15 protein-coding genes are annotated in these 20853 nt (G+C 65.7%); 1 reads left to right on the top strand and 14 read right to left on the bottom strand.

Translation table 11 applies throughout. The features are described from left to right. Nucleotides 1-23: 23 nt before the first annotated feature. The 12 genes from GTZ97_RS03640 to GTZ97_RS03585 form a co-directional block, all read right to left on the bottom strand. Nucleotides 24-578 carry a hypothetical protein gene (locus GTZ97_RS03640; RefSeq protein WP_161649143.1) on the bottom strand — a complete coding sequence of 185 codons (555 nt, stop codon included), beginning with the start codon at nucleotides 576-578 and terminating at the stop codon, nucleotides 24-26. Between the two features lie 6 nt (nucleotides 579-584). Beyond that, the gene (locus GTZ97_RS16860; RefSeq protein WP_269089908.1) at nucleotides 585-1238 is read right to left on the bottom strand and encodes a methyl-accepting chemotaxis protein; all 654 of its coding nucleotides are present in this window, start codon (nucleotides 1236-1238) and stop codon (nucleotides 585-587) included. 158 nt (nucleotides 1239-1396) lie between these two features. Beyond that, nucleotides 1397-3694, bottom strand: a complete 2298-nt coding sequence (locus GTZ97_RS03630; RefSeq protein WP_161649141.1) for an ATP-binding protein — start codon at nucleotides 3692-3694, stop codon at nucleotides 1397-1399. A 223-nt stretch (nucleotides 3695-3917) separates the two neighbouring features. Then, nucleotides 3918-5147: a DesA family fatty acid desaturase gene (locus GTZ97_RS03625; protein ID WP_161649140.1), complete on the bottom strand. Its 1230-nt coding sequence runs from the start codon at nucleotides 5145-5147 to the stop codon at nucleotides 3918-3920. Between the two features lie 123 nt (nucleotides 5148-5270). Beyond that, entirely contained in the window at nucleotides 5271-5702 is a 432-nt protein-coding gene (locus GTZ97_RS03620; protein WP_161649139.1) for a type 2 periplasmic-binding domain-containing protein, read from the bottom strand. A gap of 19 nt (nucleotides 5703-5721) precedes the next feature. Beyond that, nucleotides 5722-7020: a hypothetical protein gene (locus tag GTZ97_RS03615; RefSeq protein ID WP_161649138.1), complete on the bottom strand. Its 1299-nt coding sequence runs from the start codon at nucleotides 7018-7020 to the stop codon at nucleotides 5722-5724. Nucleotides 7021-7228: 208 nt separating this feature from the next. After that, on the bottom strand, nucleotides 7229-8044 hold the full coding sequence (locus tag GTZ97_RS03610; RefSeq protein WP_161649137.1) for a lysophospholipid acyltransferase family protein: 816 nt from the start codon (nucleotides 8042-8044) through the stop codon (nucleotides 7229-7231). Then, nucleotides 8041-9387, bottom strand: a complete 1347-nt coding sequence (locus tag GTZ97_RS03605) for a dihydroorotase (RefSeq protein ID WP_161649136.1) — start codon at nucleotides 9385-9387, stop codon at nucleotides 8041-8043. The genes GTZ97_RS03610 and GTZ97_RS03605 overlap by 4 nt, the downstream gene beginning before the upstream one ends. Next, nucleotides 9384-10367, bottom strand: coding sequence for an aspartate carbamoyltransferase catalytic subunit (locus GTZ97_RS03600; RefSeq protein WP_161649135.1), 984 nt, complete (start codon nucleotides 10365-10367; stop codon nucleotides 9384-9386). Before GTZ97_RS03600 ends, GTZ97_RS03605 begins: the two co-directional genes overlap by 4 nt. Then, nucleotides 10367-10879: a bifunctional pyr operon transcriptional regulator/uracil phosphoribosyltransferase PyrR gene (gene pyrR / locus GTZ97_RS03595; RefSeq protein WP_161649134.1), complete on the bottom strand. Its 513-nt coding sequence runs from the start codon at nucleotides 10877-10879 to the stop codon at nucleotides 10367-10369. The genes GTZ97_RS03600 and pyrR overlap by 1 nt, the downstream gene beginning before the upstream one ends. After that, nucleotides 10880-11320 (bottom strand): Holliday junction resolvase RuvX, encoded by a 441-nt coding sequence (gene ruvX / locus GTZ97_RS03590; RefSeq protein WP_161649133.1) that lies wholly within the window; start codon nucleotides 11318-11320, stop codon nucleotides 10880-10882. It abuts the gene before it with no gap. After that, nucleotides 11317-11907 carry a YqgE/AlgH family protein gene (locus tag GTZ97_RS03585; protein WP_161649132.1) on the bottom strand — a complete coding sequence of 197 codons (591 nt, stop codon included), beginning with the start codon at nucleotides 11905-11907 and terminating at the stop codon, nucleotides 11317-11319. The genes ruvX and GTZ97_RS03585 overlap by 4 nt, the downstream gene beginning before the upstream one ends. 53 nt (nucleotides 11908-11960) lie before the next feature. Between GTZ97_RS03585 and GTZ97_RS03580 the strand changes: the two genes are divergently transcribed. Next, nucleotides 11961-13487 (top strand): cryptochrome/photolyase family protein, encoded by a 1527-nt coding sequence (locus GTZ97_RS03580; protein WP_161649131.1) that lies wholly within the window; start codon nucleotides 11961-11963, stop codon nucleotides 13485-13487. A 14-nt stretch (nucleotides 13488-13501) separates the two neighbouring features. Here GTZ97_RS03580 and GTZ97_RS03575 read toward each other — a convergent pair whose 3' ends face one another. Together GTZ97_RS03575 and GTZ97_RS03570 are read right to left on the bottom strand one after the other, a co-directional pair. Beyond that, complete coding sequence (locus GTZ97_RS03575; protein WP_161649130.1) at nucleotides 13502-14542, bottom strand: GGDEF domain-containing protein; 1041 nt, start codon at nucleotides 14540-14542, stop codon at nucleotides 13502-13504. 56 nt (nucleotides 14543-14598) lie between these two features. Then, complete coding sequence (locus tag GTZ97_RS03570) at nucleotides 14599-20850, bottom strand: hybrid sensor histidine kinase/response regulator (RefSeq protein ID WP_161649129.1); 6252 nt, start codon at nucleotides 20848-20850, stop codon at nucleotides 14599-14601. Nucleotides 20851-20853 lie beyond the last annotated feature (3 nt).

Raw genomic sequence — 20853 nt, 5'->3', positions numbered from 1 at the left:
TGAATGGAAGATGCGAGCTACGCTCAGAACAACTCCAGCTCGCCGTTGCTCTCTTCGACCGCGGTGGTGTCGACATGGAAATCGATGTCGGCGAAATCGCAGACGCACAGGCTGGCATGCAGCGTGAGCGCGTCATTGACGACGACACGGAAATGCCGGATGTAGCTCGCATCCAGCTCGTCGAGGTAGTCGATGCAGTGGCGGTCCAGCACATTGGGTGTGGACATGCCCAGGTAGGGAAAGTGGTGCGCCAGGTCCCGGTTGAGCGCGCCGCAGAAGATGTTGCCCACCTCGCCGATGACGTCCAAGAAGTCATCCTGGCTCATGCTGCCCACCTCAGCGCGGTTGATGGCAGCCAAGTGCAAGCGCGTGGGCGCATCCAACGTAAAGTGCACCAGCGTCATCGCGCGGAAGAGGTAAGACGAGACCGTCAACAGCACGAACTTCTGCTCTTTGATCTCGCCGGGGTCGTCTATGACCGTCACCTCGCAGCGGTCGTCCGGTGCCGACACCAACGCGCCCTTGAGCGCATTGCACACAAAGAACTCGAACGCGTCCTTGGCTTGCTGACTGATCATGGGGTGTCACGCAAGCTCGGTCACGAGCGCGCTGCGCGTCCGGTTGTTGATGACCTGCAGCTCTGTGACGGCACCAATGATCATCTTGCCGCCAGCCTGCAGGTCCTGGAAGGTCGTGGTGGTGATCAGGTCGTTCTTATGGAGGTTATTGCGGTAGTCATTCGACAAGGCCTCAGCCCGATTGGCCAACGCGCGCACCTCATTGGCCACCACCGCAAAACCTTTGCCCATCTCCCCGGCTCGCGCCGCTTCGATCGACGCATTCAGCGCGACGATGACGACCTGGCGGACGATGGCGGCAAACTCGTCATTGCGCTCGTGCATCTCGCGGTTGTGGGTCAGTAGCACACTCATGTCCGCATGCCAGCGCTCGAAGGTCTTGATCAGACCCAGCAGCTTGGTGATGGACTCAGCGAGCTGGTTGCAGGCTACCAAGGCCTGCTCGCGCGTACCTGCTGCGCCGCTTTGCACATGCTGAAGCTGCTGCTCCAGGTTGTCACGCAGTTGGGCGAGTTCGGCCTGAGACGTGGCGTGGCGGGACTCCAGCGTCTGTTGGTGCTCACGCAGCTCGCCTTCGAGCTCGCTGATGCGCACCAGCAGCTCCCGCTCACGTTCTGCGGCGACGGCAGCCGGCACCAGTTCACCGCGTGCGCGCAGCATGCGTCGCATCCACCAGCCAGTGATCAGGCAGCCAGCGAGGCCGCCGATCAAGAACAATCCGAGGTCTAGCCACATCTTGAACCTTTGCCTTGTCCTGAATTCCAATCAGTCTGTCCCGTTATCGGCTGCGCGACAGGAAGGTGAAGTGGGATGAGCCCTCAGGCCACACCGGTCTTCACGGCGAAACGGGCAGGCAGCGTGATCAACAGCTCGAACGGGCGCCACTCGTCCTCAGCGCGCCCGCCGGTGAAGCGAATGGCCACGTCGCCGCCCTCCTTCTGCAGGAAGCCTTTGACGGCATCCATCCCCACACCGCGCCCCGATACCTCGGTCACCTGTTCAGCGGTGGAGAAACCGGAGGCGAAGATCAGGTTGGCCGCGGTTTCCGGATCGGGCAGCGCGCCCTCGCTGACCAGACCTCGGGCCATGGCCTTCTCGCGGATCTTGCCCACAGCCAGCCCGCGACCGTCGTCGCCCAATTGCATCGTCAGCGTGTCGCCGTCCAGCGCCAGTGTCAGGTGGATGTGTCCGGCTGGATCCTTACCGGCGGCCAGCCGTGCCTCCGCCGTTTCCAGGCCGTGGTCCATGGCATTGCGCAACAGGTGGGTGAAGACGTTCTTCAGCAGACCGGTGACCTGGTTGCGCACGGCGATGCCATGGTCGTCGATGGTGACCTTGGGCGGTTCCTTGCCCAGCTCCCGTGCCAGCGAAGGCAAGGACTCGACAATGCCTGCCAGCACGTGAGACATGCTGTCGGTGCCGATGAGCTGCAGGGTCTGCCCGACCTCTTTCAGCACGGACTGCACGTCACGGCTTTCTGCCTGGTGGGCCGACTCGATCAAGGCCAGCGCGCGGGCCACCTGGTCCTTCTCGACCATGAGGAAGCGCTCCACGCTGCCACGGCGGCCCGGGCCCTTGCGGCCCAGCTTGACCTCATTGACCTTCTGGTACTCGTCGACCAGTGCTTTGACTGCAGCCAGCTGGGCCAGCAGGTGGTCCGCGTCCCACGGCTTGTCGTCGTCCTTGCGCAGGGCGTCGTACTCCTGCTCGGTCTCGTGCACGATATTGGTCATGTGCAGCAGGCCGTAGGTGCGTGCGTTGCCCTTGATGGTGTGCATGTTGCGGAACAGCAGGCCGATGGTGTCCGCATCCTTGCCGGTGGCCTCGCGGACCAGTGTTTCGTTCTCGGCGATGAAGCGGTGGGCGCTGTCGATGAACTCCTGGAACTTCTCCTGGCTGACCGCCAGAATCTGCCCGATGATTTCCAGCTCGCGCTTTTGGGCACCTGCTTCGCTCGCCAGCCGCTTGAGCTCGGTGACGTCGCGCACGCACAGCATCAGCTTTTCGACCACATCGTTGTCGTCGGCGATCGGCGACCAGCTCAGCTCCAGGCTCTTGACGCTGCCGTCAGGCAGGGTCTTGTCAAACTCGGTGACCAGCAGGTGGGCGTTGAACTCGTAGTTCATCACGTCTTCGCCGATGCACGAACCGATCGCCGCATCCACCTGTGACAGGTCATTGGAGCCCACACTGGAGTTGGCGAACACAAGATCCATCACCTGGCGTCCCGCAATCTCGCGGGTGCCAAAGATCGCCTCCATATAGGCTGAGTACTCTGGATGGATGACCCCACCCGGCATCACCGTCATCACGCCCTGCGGCATGTTCTGCAACATGGCCTGGATGTCGTTCGTCTTCTGACGCAGCTGCGATGTGCGCTCGGCGACGCGCCGCTCCAGGGTCGCGTTCTGCTCCGCGATGACCGCCATCATGCGCACGTTGTTGCGAATGAAGAAGACCAGCACCCCCATGAAACACAGGTTCATCACGCCCAGCGCCATGCCCATGTACAGATTGAGCTTGACCGTGGCCTGCGAGTCGGCCAGCGTGCTGACGAAGTTGTCGTAGCTGGATTCGCGGAAGCGCTTGATGGACTCGCGCAACGCGTTCAGCGCATCGTTCATGCGGCGCGTCTGCGTGGGCATGTCGATGTCGGCCTTGTCCAGAAAGGCTTTGGCAGTCGACAGCGCCAGCTCGTTGTAGGCCCGGAACTCCTTGCGCAAGGCCTCCAAGTCTGCCTTACGGGCCGGATAGATGGTCTCGATCTCGACAAAGGCTGCGTCTGCCTGCTGATAGAAGTCCTGCGCCTCGTCAAGCGGATCGGTCTCGCCAATCATGACGGAGCGCATGAACAGCTCTTCCATCTTGTCGAGGCGCACGATGTTGGCCTCGATCTTCTGCAGCACCGGGAAATAGACTTCCTTCACGCCGGTCAGCTGGTCGCTGCTGCGAAACGAGTTCTGAACGCTCAGCGTGGTTACGCCGAGGAACACCAGAATGGCCACGCCGACCATGATGATGATCTTGCGCATCGGGTTCGGAGAGGCCCCTGCGCCGCTCTGTGTCGACGCACCCCGCTGCTGCAGTCCGGTCTGGCGCATCACTGCTTCGTCCATCTTGTTCTGCCTTGTCGAAGTCCATCCCAGATTACGGGACAGGCACGCAAAACTGAAACGGAAAAGCGGCGTCTGCCCGGCCCAAAACGGACAAACGCGCGACATCGTTCACGCTGCAGCACGACACGTGATTGCGGTGCGAGCCCGGGAACGAGACGACGCCATGAAAAAAGCCGCTGCGTCGACGACGTCAGCGGCCCTTGGAGTAGAGCGAAGGCGCGGATCAGGTGGCGTGTGCGGCTCGCAACTTGTGGGAGAACTCCTGCAGGGCGGCGATGCCGCTGGATTCGGCACGGTGACACCATGCCTGAAGGTCCAGCACGAGCTGCTCAGCGGACACATTGGTACGCGTCCACAGCGCCCGCAACTCTTCACGCATGGCGATCAACTTGGCCAGCTTGGGGTGCTCGGCGAGCGCCTGGTCCACCGCTTGGGGCATGCCTTCCGGCATTTGGGCCACGTCGCGGTGCAGCCACTTTCGTACGCGTTCCAGCTGACGTGCGGCAGAAGTCTCACCCGATGCCTTCAAACGCTGCACCTCTGCCGTGCAGGCCAGCCGCACCTCGCGGGCGTAACCAGCCATCAGCTCATACCGGTTGGCCACGATGGCCTCGAGCGTCTTGGCGTCGGCCACAGGCTTGATGTCGCCCAACTGCAGGCGAGGCGGCGTCTTGCGCACCTTCGCCAGCCCCGCCATTTCCATCAGACGGATGTAGCCCCAGCCGATGTCGAACTCATAGGGCTTGACCGAGAGCTTGGCCGATGTGGGATAGGTGTGGTGGTTGTTGTGCAGCTCTTCGCCGCCAATCAGGATGCCCCACGGCGACACGTTGGTGGACGCGTCCGGCGCTTCGAAGTTGCGGTAGCCCCAGAAATGCCCCAGGCCATTGATGACACCGGCAGCAAAAATGGGAATCCACAACATCTGCACCGCCCAGACGGTGATGCCGATGGCGCCGAACAGCGCCACATCAATCAGCAGCATCAGGATCGGGCCCCAGTTGTTGCGCGGGGTATAGAGGTGTCGCTCAAGCCAGTCGTCGGGCGTGTTGTGGCCGTACTTTTTGAGCGTGTCTTCCTTGAGCGCCTCTTCGCGATAAAGCTCACGCCCTTCCAGCAGCACCTTGCGGATGCCATGGGCCACCGGGCTGTGCGGATCTTCGTCGGTTTCGCACTTGGCGTGGTGCTTGCGGTGGACCGCCACCCATTGCTTGGTCACCGTGCTCGTCGTCAACCACAGCCAGAAGCGGAAGAAATGTGACGGAGCGGCATGCAGCTCGAGCGAGCGATGAGCCTGAGCACGATGCAGGAAGATGGTGACAGATGCGATCGTGATGTGCGTCACCAGCAAGGTGAAGGCAACAATTTGCCACCAGCTGGCGTCGGCCAGGCCTTGTATCGCCCAGTTCACCAGGGCGTCGTGGACGGGCCCGGACAACAGAAAATCAGACATGCGAGAGAACCAGTAAGAGGATGCGGGATTGTAGGTGTCGTAGATGACTGTAGCTTGCGCCATGGCAAAAGGGGTGCCAATGCTCAGGACATCGGCACCCCTGTTCGCTGATGCGGGCCTTTCTCAGTCGACGACCAGCACCACCTTGACCGTGTTATCCACGGCCGACTGCTCAATGTAGCCGATCGCGTCCACATTGCTGGCCACATGCTTCTTGACATCGGCGGCCGTGGACATCTCGCGAGGTGGCGTTGCCTTGCCGGAGAACGTCAGCCGCGCCCAGGTGGCTTTCACCTGAGCCGAGCTCTTGCCTGCTGCCTTGCTGTAGAACTGCTCCCGCACGGCGCTGGACTCAGGCAGATCCGCTGGCACAGCGGTGGCACCGGAAGGCAGGCGGTTGCTCTTGCCCAGGAAAATGGCCGCGACCTGCTCCTGTGTCATGGAAGCCATCTGGCTCTTGGGATTGACGATCACAGCGATCTGCGCGCTGGCAGCCTGGGCCAGGGTCAGCAGGCCGACAGCGGCCAGGGCATGAAGGGTGTGTGTGAGTTTCATGATGTGGACTCCCTTCGGTTCAGAACACGAAATCGACCGAGAGGGTCACGACGTTGATGTTCTTCTTGGCGTTGAGGAACTGGCTACCGCCGGCAATGTCTCCCACAGGGTCAGCGGTCAGGAACATACCGTACGAGTTCGCCGGCTTGCTGACGCGGTCGAACTGGGCCTTGACTGCCAGTCCGGGCTTGGCATCCCAGCGGACCCCGACCGTGGCAGTTTTCTGACTCACCTTTTGGGTGTTGAGCGTGGCCTGAACACCCACGACCGCGGGGTTGTTGGCCGGCAGCGGGCCACTGGGCATCACTGCGTTCGGGTCATCCACCTTCACCTTGCCATACCCGACGTAGGGCAGCCAGGCACCGAACCGATGTCCCACCGTGGCATACCAGCCTGTGGTCTCTGCGACGTAACCGCCATCGATGCGACGCTTGGTGTACTCGGCAGACAGCACCCAGTCATTTTGGTCGTAGGAGATACCGACACCGGAGAATGACGCGTCATCGTCATCTTGGGTGATGGCCGCGGCCAAAGCCTGGGCGTGCGCTTGCACTGCTGGACCAGCCAGGCCCGCCAGCGCAGGTGCCAGACCCGCCTTGATCTGATCAGACGACGGCGATCCGATGCTCAACTTGCCTTGCGCGTGGCCAAACCGCAATGAGATGCCGTTGTCAAACTCTGCCAGCAGATTGAGGCCCGTCAGATTCTTGATCTTGATGGTGGCGGGTGCGCTGCTCAAAGAGTTGGTGTAATCGGCACGCGCTTCACCCAGCCAAAGACTGGAGGTCAGCGTCATGGCGCCCAAGGACAACTGGTGAGTGGCATCGACCCCCTCGAAGTTGCTGACAGGCACCTGGGCATAGACGTCCAGAGGGGGGCGCACGGTGGTGTTGGCATAACCCACGTCGCGGAAATCCGAGATCATGAAGAAGGGCGCGCCCATCTTGCCGCCTCGCAAAGCCAATGAGGGAAGCGCCTGCCACTTGGCAAAAGCCCACTCGAAGGTCGGCACATAGTCGCCTTCGGCGTTGTACTTGGTCATGATCTGCGCCGTGCCAGACACCTTGTCAGTGATGCTGTACGTGCCCTGCACGGCGATCTTGGAGTCCGGATGGAAGCTGCCGGACTTCTTGGACCCGCCGCCCTGACCCTTGTAGTTAAACAGCACGTCATCTGTCGACGAGCGGCTGTAGCCCACCGTGCCAAAGCCAGACATGTGGAACTTGCCATCGGGAGACGTGTAGTCAGCCTGCGCGCTCACGCACACAAGCAGGGCCGCGGCCGCCAGGGGAAGGCGCCGGAGGGATTTATCGGACATGGAGTGACTCCTCAACAGGGTTGACGGTGCGCCACCTCGTCCGACGCCGCGCCTGAATGCGCGACGCGCGTCAGTCCGGGTGCGCAACCACTTTGCCGAAAGGCTGAGCGGTTGTCGTCAGAGTAGTGTTACTACTTGACACCTTTTGTCCGAAAAGGCTGTTGCACCACGTGCAATTCTTCACGCACAGCGCCAGAACGTCAGACCCTCATGGAGTCTGCTCCAGATATGCGGACATGCCTTCATGAAGGCGGGCGGCCAGGGCGCGGCGGTCCGCATGGGCGACGGCTTGCGGGGCAAGAAAGCCCACGTGCACCGTGACGTCGCGCGCGCTGACCACCCACCACAGCGACTGCAGCAGATTGGTGTCGCCCACGTAGGCGGGCTCCGGACTGAAGCGGTGGAAGGGGTCTTCGTAGCGAATCACCACGGGCTGGACCGGCACGTGGGCGTCAATGGCGGCCTGCAACAGATTGGGATGCAGATGCATGACGTGGTCGCCTGGGCCTGTGGTGCCCTCGGGAAACACGGCCACGGTGTCCCCGTCCTTCATGGCCTGCGCCATGAGGCCCAGGACGCGCATGGCATCGCGTCGGCGCTCGCGCACCAGGTACAGCGTGCGGGCATAGGTCACCAGGCGCCCCACCAGCGGCCAGCGGGCCACCTCGGCCTTGGACACGAACCGGGAAGGCGCCACCGCGTTGATGGCCACGATGTCGAGCCAGGACACATGGTTGGACACGATCAACTTGGCGCCGGGACGGGGCGTGCCGTGAACCACCAGACGCAGCCCAAGGATCGCCAGCAACTGCCCCGACCAGACACGGGTGACCGCCTCCAGCCGAGGGCGATCCAGCGCCCGCCAGACAGTGTAGGTGCGCGCCAGCGCGCCCAGCACATGGATCCACACCCTCAGCAGGCGCCAGGTCGCAACGGGAACGGCCAGCGGCAGGGGCCAGCGTGAGCGCGGCGCCCTGCTGCTCGCGGACGCGCTGCGCTGGGAGCCGGGCGCCGTTGCGCTCATGCGCCGAGGCCGCCCTCTTGCTCGTAGGCCACCTGCCCGGCCACCAGCGTGGCACGCACGCGACCCGCCAGCTCGAACCCGGTGGTCTGGAAGGCAAACGGCGTGTGCTTGCCCTGGCTGATGAGCTGATCCGGCTCGACGCGCCAGCGTGCGGCCGGGTCGAACAACACCAGATCGGCCACGCCGCCAGAGACAAGCCGGCCCGCGCTGGATGACAAGGAGCCCAGCGCCTCGCCCAGCACCTTGACCGGCCCCTGCGTGACCACGGCCAGCGCCTGGCGAAGGCGCTCGGCATCAGGTTGGTCTTGCGCGTCGGCGCCCGACCACTTCAGCGCCAGACTGAGCAGCAGCTCCAGCCCGGTCCCGCCCGGCGTGGCTTCGCCGAACGGTAACGTCTTCTCATCGGCATCCACCGGGGTGTGGTCGGACACCAGCGCGTCCAGCGTGCCGTCGGCCAGGCCGGCCTGCAGCGCATCGCGGTCGCGCCCCTGGCGCAGCGGCGGGTTCAGGCGCATGGCGGGGTTGAAGTAGCCAATGTCCACATCGGTGAGCATGAGCGAATTGATGCTGACATCGGCCGTGATGGGCAAGCCCTGCGCCTTGGCCTGGCGCACCAGTTCAACGCCCGCCGCACTCGAGATGCGGCACAGGTGCACCCGCGCGCCCGTGGCGCGCACCAGCTCGATCATGGTGTGCAGCGCCACGGTCTCGGCGGCCACGGGCACGCCCGCGAGCCCCAGCCGGGTGGCCACGGGGCCGCTGGCCGCCACGCCTTTGCCCAGCCAGGGGTCTTGCGGGCGCAGCCACACGCTGTAGCCAAAGGTGCCGGCGTACTGCAGTGCGCGCTGCAGGACCTGGGTGTCGCGCACCGCCACCTCGGCCTGAGAAAAGCCCACGCAGCCCGCCTCGGTGAGCTCGGCCATCTCGGTCAGCGCCTCGCCCTTGAGGCCGCGCGTGAGCGCGCCCAACGGGAACAAGCGGCAACGGCTGAGCTTGCGCGCACGCAGCTTGAGCATCTCGACCAGGCCAGGCTCGTCGAGCGTCGGGTCGGTATCAGGGAGGCACACCACGCTGGTGACGCCGCCGGCTGCCGCCGCCGCCAGCTCCGACTCGAGCATGCCTTCGTGCTCGTAGCCGGGCTCACGCAGGCGGGCCGCCAGATCGACCAGGCCGGGCGCCACGACAAGACCGGTGGCATCGATCACCCGGTCGGGAGCGAAATCGGCGCTCACGCTGCCAATCGCACTGATGCGGCCACCGGCGATGGCCAGGTCACCGACCTGATCCAGGCCGGAAGCGGGGTCGACCAGGCGACCGTTGCGAATGAGGATCTTGCTGCTCATGCTTCGTTACCAGCCAGAATGGACATCACGGCCATGCGCACGGCGATGCCGAACGTGACCTGCGGCAGGATGACGCTCTGCTTGCCATCGGCCACCGACGAGGCGATCTCCACCCCGCGGTTGATGGGGCCCGGATGCATGACGATGGCATCCGGCCGAGCCAGCGCCAGCTTGGCATCCGTCAGGCCGAACTCCTTGAAGAACTCGCCGGAGCTGGGCAGCATGCCGCCGCTCATGCGCTCGTTTTGCAGGCGCAGCATGATCACGACGTCGGCATCCTTGATGCCCTCTTCCATGCTGTGGCACACCCGCACACCCATCTCGCGCAGGTCACCGGGCACCAGCGTGCGTGGACCCACCACGCGCACCTCGGGTACGCCCAACGTGGTCAGCGCGTGGATGTTGGACCGCGCCACGCGCGAATGCACGATGTCACCGACGATGGCCACGGTCAGGTTGGTGAAGTCCTTCTTGTAGTGCCGGATGGTGTACATGTCCAGCAGCGCCTGCGTCGGGTGTGCGTGCCGCCCATCACCGGCGTTGACCACGTGCACATGCGGCGCCACATGCTGGGCAATCAGGTAAGGGGCACCCGACTCGGAATGACGCACCACGAACATGTCGGCGCTCATGGCCGACAGGTTGGCGATGGTATCCAGCAGGCTTTCGCCCTTGGCCGCCGATGACCGCGCGATGTCCAGGTTGATGACATCGGCCGACAGGCGCTTGGCCGCGATCTCGAAGGTGGTGCGCGTGCGGGTGCTGTTCTCGAAGAACAGGTTGAACACGCTCTTGCCGCGCAGCAGCGGCACCTTCTTGACCTCGCGGTCGTTGACGCTCAGAAAGGTTTCGGCCGTGTCCAGGATCTGGTGGATGATGGCCTTGGGCAGGCCCTCGGTGGACAGCAGGTGGATCAGCTCGCCGTGGCTGTTGAGCTGCGGGTTGCGCTGCGGTTTGCGGAAGGGGGCGGGGGTGGACATCAGACCCTCTCGAAATGAAACTGGAAGCGGCCGTCCTCGGCGCGGTCGAGCGACACACGCTCGTTGGCCGGCAGGGTGATGCGGGCAGCAGAAAAGGCGGGCTCGATGGGCAGCTCGCGGCCACCGCGATCCACCAGCACGGCCAGTGTCACGCTGGCAGGCCGGCCGAAATCGAACAGCTCGTTGATCACGGCCCGCGTGGTGCGCCCGGTGTAGAGCACATCGTCGATCAGCAGGATGCGCTGGCCATCGACCTCGAAGGGCAGGTGCGTGCTCGCGGCCTTGGTGGCCGTCATGCCACGCGAACCGAAATCATCGCGGTGCAGGGCCGACGAGATGACGCCATGTGGCGCGTTCAGGCCCAGGTCGCGGCTCAGCCGCTCGGCCAGCCAGGCCCCGCCCGACCACACGCCCACCAGCACGGTGCCGGGCTCGACGAGGCGGCGCACGCCTTGCAGCAGGTTGTCGTACAGGGCTTCGGCGTCCAGCCGCAGGGTATGGGGGGTGTTCACTCAGGCCTCGCTTGGTTCGTCAGGAATCACGGCCGCCGATGCCAGCGCATCGAGGTGCTGCTGCAGGATGATGGCCGCCGAGGCGGCATCCAGATCGCGCGCCTGGGCCGATTGTGCTTCCGTGGTCGAGTAACGTTCGTCGACTTCGATGACAGGCAGACGAAACCGCCCGTGCAGTTGCCGCCCGAAACGGCGCGCACGCACCGTGTTCTCATGCTCGGCGCCGTCGGGATGGAAGGGCACGCCCACGACCAGGGCGTCAGGCGCCCATTCTTCGATGAGCTTGCCGATGGCGGCAAACCGGGCGTCGCCCTCGGCCGCAATCGTGCGCAGCGGTCGGGCCTGACCCAGCAGGGTGTTGCCGGTGGCCACCCCCACACGCTTCAAACCGAAATCGAACGCCAGAAAGGTCTGTGCCCGCGCGGCCGGAGACGCGCTCATGCGTGGCCTGCCTCGCCCATCAGGAAATGGCGGTCGACGCCCAGCAGCGACAGCGCGCGGTCGTAGCGCTCGTCGACAGGGGTGTCGAAGATGAGGTCAGTCTGGGCCGGCACCGTCAGCCAGCCGTTGCGGCTGATCTCGTCTTCGAGCTGGCCTGCGCCCCAGCCGGAGTAACCCAGCGCCACGAACACCTTGCGCGGGCCTGCCCCGCTGGCCATGGCCTCGAGCACGTCCCGCGAAGTGGTCATCTCCAGGCCGCCGTCGATTTTCAGCGTCGAGGCGTAGTGACCGCCCTCTTCGTCCAGTCGCTCGTGCAGCACGAAGCCGCGTTCGGTCTGCACAGGCCCGCCGTAGAACACCGGCGCCTCGCTCAAGTCAGCTCGCGCCAGTTTGAGGTCAACCTTGTCGAACAGGTGGGCCAGCCCGATGTCGGTGGGACGATTGATGACCAAGCCCAGCGCACCGCGCTCGTTGTGCTCGCACAGGTAGACCACCGTGCCGGCAAAATGATCATCGCGCATGCTGGGCATGGCAATGAGAAACTGATTGGTCAGATCGATGGGGGATGAGGCGGTGCCGGCAGACATGACCCGGATTTTAGACGCCCTGCCCCCTTGCGCCCTTAAATCAACGCATCACCATGAGCGAGCCGATGTTGTCCGCGCTGGTGTGGTTCCGGCGAGACCTTCGCCACACCGACCACGCTGCGCTCTTTCACGCCCTGAAAGGCGCCCGCAGGGTGTGGTGCGCATTCGTGTTCGACACCGCGATCCTGGACGCCCTGCCCCGCCGCGACCGACGCGTGGCCTTCATCCGCGAAAGCCTGGTCGAGCTGGACCAGGGCTTGCGGCAGCTTGCGCTGACCACGGGCGTGCCACACCCTGAGCATGTCGGGCTGATCGTGCGCCACGGCAAGGCCCGCGCCGAGATTCCCCGCCTGGCTCGCGAACTGGGGGTGCAGAACGTCTACGCCAACCATGACGACGATCCGGTGGCGCTGGCGCGTGACGCCCAGGTGCGGGGGCGCCTGAGCGACGACGGCATCATGCTGTACACCTTCAAGGACCACGTGGTCTTCGAGCGTGATGAGGTCTTGACAGGCAACGACACGCCCTACAGCGTCTTTACCCCCTACAAGCGCGCCTGGCTCAAGAAGCTGGAGCCCTTCTACCTGAAACCATACGGCGTCGAGGCGCACGCGCGTCACCTGGCACCGGTGCCAGAGGCGCTGCGGCGCCCGGCTGGCCAGGCGGTGCCCACGCTGACCGAGATCGGCTTCGAGCCGGTGGACGACCTGGTGCTGCCCACCGGCATGTCGGGTGCCGCCAGCCTGCTGGCCGATTTCCTGCCCCGTCTGGACCGCTACCGCGAGACGCGCGACTTCCCAGGCGTCAAGGGGCCCAGCTACCTGTCTACCCACCTGCGTTTTGGCACCGTCTCCATCCGCGAACTGGCAGGGCTGGCCTGGGAGCGCATGCAGGCCAGGTCGCAGGCATCAAAGGACACCGAGGGTGCCGAGGGCTGGCTGTCGGAGCTGATCTGGCGCGATTTCTATCACCAAATCCTGTTCCACCACCCGCGCGTGGTCGAACACGCCTTCAAGCCCGAGTACGACCGCATCAAATGGGCCCATGGCGCGCGCGCCAACGCGCATTTCCAGGCCTGGTGCGAGGGTCGGACCGGCTACCCGCTGGTGGACGCGGCCATGCGGCAACTCAACCAGACCGGCTACATGCACAACCGGCTGCGCATGGTCACAGCCAGCTTCCTGACCAAGGATCTGGGCATCGACTGGCGAAAGGGCGAGGCCTACTTCGCCGAAAAGTTGCTGGACTACGACCTGGCCGCCAACAATGGCGGCTGGCAGTGGGCGGCCTCCACCGGCTGCGACGCGCAGCCCTACTTCCGCATCTTCAACCCTGTGAGCCAGAGCGAGCGCTTCGATCCGCAAGGCAAGTTCATCCGTCGCTATGTGCCGGAACTGGCCGGGTTGCCCGACAAGGCGCTGCACGCCCCCTGGCTCGCTCGGCCAGCCGACTTGGCCGCCTGTGACGACGTGGTGATCGGGCGGGACTATCCGCAACCCATCGTGCAGCACGACGAGGCCCGAACCGAAACACTGGCCCGGTTTGCCGTGGTCAAGGAAGGCGCCGCCCCGCGCGGCTGATCAGCGGCGCGCGTTCAGAAGAGCTCGACGTCGCCGATGACGGCGTCGCCGGATCTCAGCACGCCGTCGCGCACCAGGCCTTCGTAGCCCAGCACCCGGTTGCGCCCCTGGTGTTTGGCCACGTAGACGCTCTCGTCTGCGCGCTGGAAGGCGACATTGGGCGTGTCCTGGTGGCGCACCTCAGTGAAGCCCACGCTGACCGTGACCTGCCCGACCTGGGGGAAGGGGTAGGACGCCACGTTCTGACGGAAGCGCTCGAACGCCCCCTGCGCATCCGACTCGATGCCGCCGCGCAGCAAGACAACGAATTCCTCGCCACCGAAGCGGTACAGCCGGTCATAGTGCCGGAAGGATTGCCGCATGATGCGCGCCACCAGAACCAGCACCTCGTCGCCAATCAAGTGGCCGAAGCGGTCATTCACCAACTTGAAATGGTCGATGTCCACCACGCCCAGCCAGTAGCCGGTCGCGGGGTTCGTCCGCCGATCATCCGAAGGCCCGCCAGCGCCCATCCTGCTGGCCGGCATGGAGGCCTTCAGGAAGGTCGCATCAAACGTCTGCCGGTTGAGCAAGCCCGTCAGCGCATCGCGCTGGCTCGATTCCAGAAGATTCTGGAAGTTACCGAACACCTTCAACAAAGTCTGGATCGGCCGCAATGCAGCCGCCGTCAGCGGCTGCTCGGTGCGCACTTCCAACACGCCGGGCAGGCCCAACTCGACCAGCAGGGGCAACACCGTCAGGTGAGGGCCGGGGTCCAGCGGGGTGGCATGCACCTCGACCTGGGCCAGCGCGCGCGCGGCCAGCGCCTGCTGGCGAACCGGATAAGCGGCCTCGTCCGGCAGATCGTGCAGGTCAATCCAGGCGGGATCGCTGACCGCAATCTGCCCCTTGCGCGCCAGCCCGCACTGATACCAATGCCGCTGCTCATCTTCCCGTCCCACCAGGCGGTACACACCGGCGCTGCATGCCCCGAGCAATTCCAGCACCCCCTGAGCCAGCGACACATCGAGCAACTCGCGGTCTCGCTGCGCGGTCAGCGCAGCAAGGTGAGCCATGGCGTCACTGGCTTCCGGGCGGCCGTCAGGAACGGCAAGAGGGGACTGGTCGTGCATCACATGACGGTCGCGGGGGCCACGGCGGCATACCGCGCCACCAGCGCCAACAACTCTTCCTCACTGTACGGCTTGCCGAGGTAGTGGTTCACACCCAATTGTGTGGCGTAGTCACGGTGCTTCTGAGCAATGCGCGAGGTGATCATGATCACCGGCAGCGACGCGAGGCGCCCATCGGCGCGGATGTTGCGCACAAGATCGAAGCCGTCCATGCGTGGCATCTCGATGTCGGACAACACCACGGCCGGGGTTTCCTTGGCCAGCCACTCCAGCGCCTCGAGACCGTCCTTGGCCAGCACCACGCGGTAGCCTTCACGACTGAGCAGCCGCTGGGTGACCTTGCGGACCGTGAGCGAGTCATCCACCACCAGCACTGCAGGCGTCTGCGACGCAGCCGCTTCGTCTGCCTTGCTCACCGCCGCGCGCGCCAGAGCCGCGCCCGGCTGAAGCCAGCCACTGACGTCGCCCATGGCGCCCAGCGCGGTCGCCGTCGCCTGGCGCGAGCTTTCTCCGTACACCGTGGCGAGCGCCACGGGGTTGTAGATCAACGCCACGGCGCCGGATGCCAGCAGCGTCATGCCAGCCAGACCCGGCATGCGCGAGAGCTGCGGCCCCAGGTTCTTGACGACCACTTCCTGGTTGCCCAGGACCTCGTCGACGTGCATCGCAATGCGCTGTTGGGCCGAACGCACAATCACCACGGGCAGGCTGCGGCCGGCCTCCTGCCCCAACGGGCTGTGCGACAGCAGGGCACCGACCCAATGGAAAGGCACTTGTTGGTCGCCAAAGGGGAAGAGGCCAGTGCGGTAGGCCTGCTCGACCTCGGCCGGTCGGGCGCGCCGCACCATGTCGATCAGGTGGGTGGGCACAGCGAGGTTCATGCCGCCACAGCGCAGCATCACCACCTTGGTCACCGCGGTGGTGAGGGGCAGGATCAGCGTGAAGCGGGTGCCGGCGCCCGCCTGGGTCGCGGTTTCGATCCGGCCACCCATCGCATTGACCTCGGAGCGAACGACATCCATGCCGATGCCCCGCCCCGCCAGCTCAGTGACATGGTCGGCCGTAGAGAACCCGGGAGTGAAGATCAGCTGGGTCAGCTCCGCTTCGCTGGGCAAAGCCTGGGCGTCCACCAGGCCCAGGCGCACACCGCGCTGACGGATGCGCTCCAGATCGAGCCCCCGGCCGTCGTCCTGCACCTCAATGCTGACTTCGTTGCCTTCCTGGCGCAGGCTGACGGTGATCTGCCCGGCGGCCTCCTTGCCCGCCTGCTGGCGCTCCTGCGGCGCTTCGATGCCATGGGTCACGCAGTTGCGAAGCAGGTGCTCGAACGCACCGGTCATCCGCTCGAGCACGCCGCGATCCACCTCCGTGCTACCGCCCACGATGTCAAGCCGGACCTGTTTGCCCGTCTCCTTGGCGGCTTGCCGCACCACGCGATACAAGCGGTCAGACAGGCCTTCAAACTCCACCATGCGCGTGCGCAACAGGTCATCCTGCAGATCGCGCGTCAAGCGCGCCTGAGCCGCCAGCTGGTCTTCCGCCGTCTCGAGATTGCGCTGCAGCGTGCGCTGCACCGTGGCCACGTCGTTGACCGACTCGGCCATCATGCGCGTGAGTTCCTGGAAACGCGTGTAACGGTCAAACTCCAGCGGGTCGAAATCCTGCCGCGCCATGCGGGCCGCCTCGATCCGGGTACTCATCTCGGTCTCGGCCTGCAGCTCGATGTCGCGGAGGTGGTGCCGTAGGCGATCGAGGTTATCGGTCAGGTCGGTCAACGACCCTCGGATCTGCTCCACCTGCGACTGCAGGCGGGTCCGGGTGATGGCGACCTCGCCTGCATGGTTCACCAGGCGGTCCAGCAACTGGGGGCGCACCCGCACGGCCGCCTGAGCGACCGCCTGCTCGCGCGTCTTGGCGATCAGGTCTGCCACAGGCTGCAATGCGCCATGCACAGCCGCAAAACGTGCCCATGGCACCTCGCCGCCATCGGGCGCACGGTCCGGCTCACCCGCCCCGCCAGCATCGCCCGCACCGGGCAGAGGCACCGGGGCGACAAACGCCCCATGTGGGTCAGAAGACTCGTCGCCCGTTGGGTCCGTGGGAGTCGCCTCGGAAGGGGGCATCACCTCGTCGACCACCGATGGCACCGACACCGCCGCTGGCGCCTCGGCCTGCGCACGCCGCAGTGCCTCGAACACGTCGATCAACTGGTCCACGCGGGATTCGAGCGGCGCCAGGTCGTCCTCGGTCAGGGTGGGCAACGCCAGCAACCGCTCGACCGCCGACTCCATGCGGTGTGCCATTTCGCCCAGGCGCATGGCGCCCGCCAGACGCGCACCACCCTTGAATGTGTGCAGTGTGCGCAGACACGCCGTGGCCGCAGCAGGGTGAGAGGGCATCTCCAGCCACTGGCGCGCCTGGACGGCCAGCTGGGGCAATAACTCCTGCGCCTCTTCCTCGAAGATGGGAAAGAGATCAAGGTCGACCGCGTCGATCGCATCGATGTCGCTGTCGTCTTCCCAGACGGGATGAGCCAGCGTGGCGGCCAAGGGCGTGGGCGGCAGGGGCTGCAGCGCGCTGTCTTGCGGCTCGGGCTGTGCGAGCGGCTCGTGTTCGGCTTCGGACCCGGATACGGGCTCAGGCTCAGGCTCAGGCTCAGGCTCAGGCTCAGGCTCAGGCTCAGGCTCAGGCTCAGGCTCAGGCTCAGGCTCAGGCGGGGCTTGCGGCACGGCATCGCCCTGCGAGTCCGGCTCCGCTGCCATGGCGTCCGCGTCGTGGACAAGCCGCAAATGCGGTCGCTCTCCCTCGCTGTCAGCGCTGTCCGCGTCTTCCTCCGCCCCCCCTCCCAGCGCCTGCACCTCCAGGCGCTGCGAGGCAAGCAGGTCCGCCTGGGTCAGGCGCTCGATGAGTTCAGGCGGCGCTTCTTTCAGGAAGCCCGCTGCGAACTGGTGCAGCAGGCGCCGAATCTCTTCGGCCGCTTCGTTGAACAGGCCGGCGCACTCCGGCAGGCCGCCTGCCACGGTCTGGCTGCGCGACAGCGCATGCTCCAGCAGCCGGGCCAACTGAGACAGGTCGGCGTAACCCACAGTTGCCGAATTGCCCGCCAGCGAATGGGCCAGGGCGACGGCTTCGTCCGACACCGGGCGCGTGGGTGCAAGAGCCCATTCGCTCAGTTCGGTGGTAAGGCGGCGGGACTGCTCGTCTGCCTCGTTCAGGTAGATGTTGAACAGAGGGATGCTGATGCGCAGCGGTCCAATGACCTTGACCTGCTCGTCGTCCGGCACGCCGGACGCGTCCACCGGCCCGCCAGCCAGTTCATCAGGCGCAGGCGTGGCATCGGCCTCCAGATCCAGCACGATCAGTTCGTCGGCGGGCATGCTGTCCAGCAACGGCTGGGGCTCTGTCACCGGCAACTCCGGGGACAGCGTCTCGACCTCATCGACCACGGTCGAAGGACCTGCGTCCAGATCATTGAGGTTGAGCGTCAGGGCACCGATGTCAGATTCGCCATCCGTGCCCTCCGGGGACTTTCCCTGGGACGGTCCCTCCCCGCCACCATCGGCGCTGGAATCGCTCAGCAGGATGGTGACCGCGGGGGCCGATTCGGCTGGCGTGGCATCGTCACGCAAGTTATCGACCGCTTGCGTCAGCAAGCTAGAACTGCCCGCGTCGTTCAGGACCGTCTGTCGTTGACCGTGCTCGCGCATGGCGTCGGCAGCAGCCGAGATGCGCGGGCCACGCCAGGCGCCGTCCAGGCCGGCACCAATGTCTGCGGTCCACTCTCCGAAAGCATCCAGTAGCTCGCCCGTCAGCCCCATCAGATCCGAAGAAGCGGGATGCTGCGAGGCCAGCCAGGTGTTGTAGAGCTGTTCGCACGCCCAAGCTGCCTCGCCATAGTCCTTCAGGCCCACCATGCGCGAACTGCCCTTGAGCGTGTGGAAAGCGCGCCGAACAGCCGTCATCGCCGTGGGGTCGTCGGGCGTCCCGGCCAAGGTGTCGAGGGCCAGGCGCGCATCCTGAACCACCTCGGCCGCCTCCTCCAGGAAGATGGCCCGCATCTCATCGTCCTCTTCCAGCCCTGTTGCCTGCGGCTGCGCGGGGGCCTCAGGCACCAGCGGCGGCAATGGCAGGGTCGGCTCGGGCTCAGGCTCGGGTTCGGGCTCTGCCGTCAGCTCAGCGATGACCAGTTCAATCTGCTCCCTGGCTGCCGCCACGCTGCCCTCATCGTCTGCGATGGTCAGAGCGGCCTGTGCCTGCGCCAGCGTCTCGGCGAGCTCGGGCTGTTCTTGCACCAGCGGCGTGTCGGCCAGGCGCTGCACCTGCTCGTCGATCAATGCGACCGGCGCCTCGGCCTCCAGCACCTGTGCGACCTCCTCGGCCACGGCCTTGGCCTCGGTGAGTTGCACCGTGTGCACATGTTGCACGGCGGCCTCGACCGGGTCGTCCGGTGTCAGGTCACGTGTTTTTTTTTCTCGCCCCATCAGCGGCGATAACACCCCGGTCGCCTCGTCGAAGGTGAACAGAGCGCGGGTCAGCGTGGGCTGGACCCCCATCATGTCCACGAGAAAGCCCAGCGCGCCCAGGTTGTTGGCCAGGCGGTCAAACACCCCGTCCTCGCCGGCCTGCGTGACATCCAGGTCTTCGCGCAGCAGGCGGTCCACATCGTCGCGCATGCGCATCGAGGCCTGCACGGCTGTATCGAGGCCCAGTACGGCCAGCACGCCCTTCATGCTCTGCAGCATCGCCGGCACAGGCACCAGGGGAGCCCGCTCGGTCGGGTCGCGGAAGAACTGGTCGATCTGCTTCTCGCACTCGGTCAGCGTCGTGCGCAACTCGGCGACCACACTGCCCATGGTCTGGCGATCAGAGACCCGCCGATAGAGGTCCTCCATCCAGCCTTCGAGCGGCGCGCCCTCGCCCCCGTCACGGGCCTGCGCAATGCGCTGCGCCAGCCGTTGGACCCGCACCTGTTGCTCGGGATGGTCGAACTCGCCGTCTTCGAGGCTGGCTTCGAGATACAGGATGGCCGTGGCGACCTCCATGGCCAGGCCCGGATCGGGCGCCTGAGCCGCGGCCACCGTCTGCTGGATGGCCTGGCTCAGGCTGTCGGCCAGGACGTCCCCTTCGGGGTAAAGCCGACGCAGCGAGTCGCCCACCAGGCTGAACTGCTCGTTGAGCCCGCCAATACGCAAGAGCTCACCTGCACACACGGCAGACCAGCCCTCCTTCGCCCCCGCGACACGCTTGACCGCCTGCTGGATCCAGCTCGGGTCGTGGCGCCCCAGCGCGGGCTGGTCAAGGTCAACCGGGCGATGACGGGACAGTCCAAAGGTCTGACGTACACGCGCCAGAATGGAGTCGGCGGCCTCATCGGGCGCCGAGGCCGCCTGAGCACAGAAGAACAGCAACTCATTGGCCAGCCGGTCGGACGGCGTGCCCTGTCCCTTGGCCAGTTGCCGGAGCTGGCTGAGCAGCGACGACAGCACGCGCTTGGCGTGCACCCCCAACGGCACGTGGCGGCCCGCCAGCCCTTCAAGGAAGCCAGCGGCCAGCATCCAGGTGGCGCATTCGCGGTGAGCGCGCCGCTGATCGGCATCCTTGGCCAGTGCGCCACACAACTCGGCCAGCGCCCGCGCGTCCTCAGGCTGGTTGCGCTTGAGCAGGCTCAGCAGGCCACGCTCGAAGTCGTCGATGGTGACCGCGTCGGCGGCGCGTGGTGCCACAGCCTCCGGCGGGGCCAGCACCGACTCCAGCGCCAGACTGGGCCAGTCCTGGCTCCACAGGTCGGACGGGCGTGGCAGCCCCTGGCCCAGTCGCGCCATCAGGGCCTCGTACTGAGGGAACAGCGCCACTGCCGTCACCGGCTTGCCAGCCAGCCGGCGGGCAATGTAGTCCAGCAGCGCAAACGAGGCACGCTCGACGTCCTGCACCCCGTCGGCGTCCATGGCCTGGGGGCGCGCAACCCACTTCTGCACGAGGTTCTCGCTGGCGCGCAGCAACGTCGCGCCGGCCGGCAGGCCCGCGAGTTCGAGCGCACCGACACCCTGGTGCAGCTGTTGACGTGCGGTGCGCAGCACGGAGGGATCCAGCGCGTCGATGTCGGAGGCCTGCGCCGCAGCCAGGTCCTTCAGGCAGCGCTGCAAGGCTTTGTTGGTCGCATCCAGCGAGCGGCGCAACTCCTCGTGCACCCAGGCCAGGGCGCTGAGGTCGTCGGCCGCCGGGGCGGCTTGGTCGTGGTGCAGGCTGTCCATGGA

It is taken from the genome of Aquabacterium fontiphilum (assembly GCF_009909205.1).
Lineage (GTDB): Bacteria > Pseudomonadota > Gammaproteobacteria > Burkholderiales > Burkholderiaceae_C > Aquabacterium > Aquabacterium fontiphilum.
The sequence above is the reverse complement of the archived record's forward strand: the minus strand, read 5'-3'. Positions and strand labels throughout refer to the sequence as shown.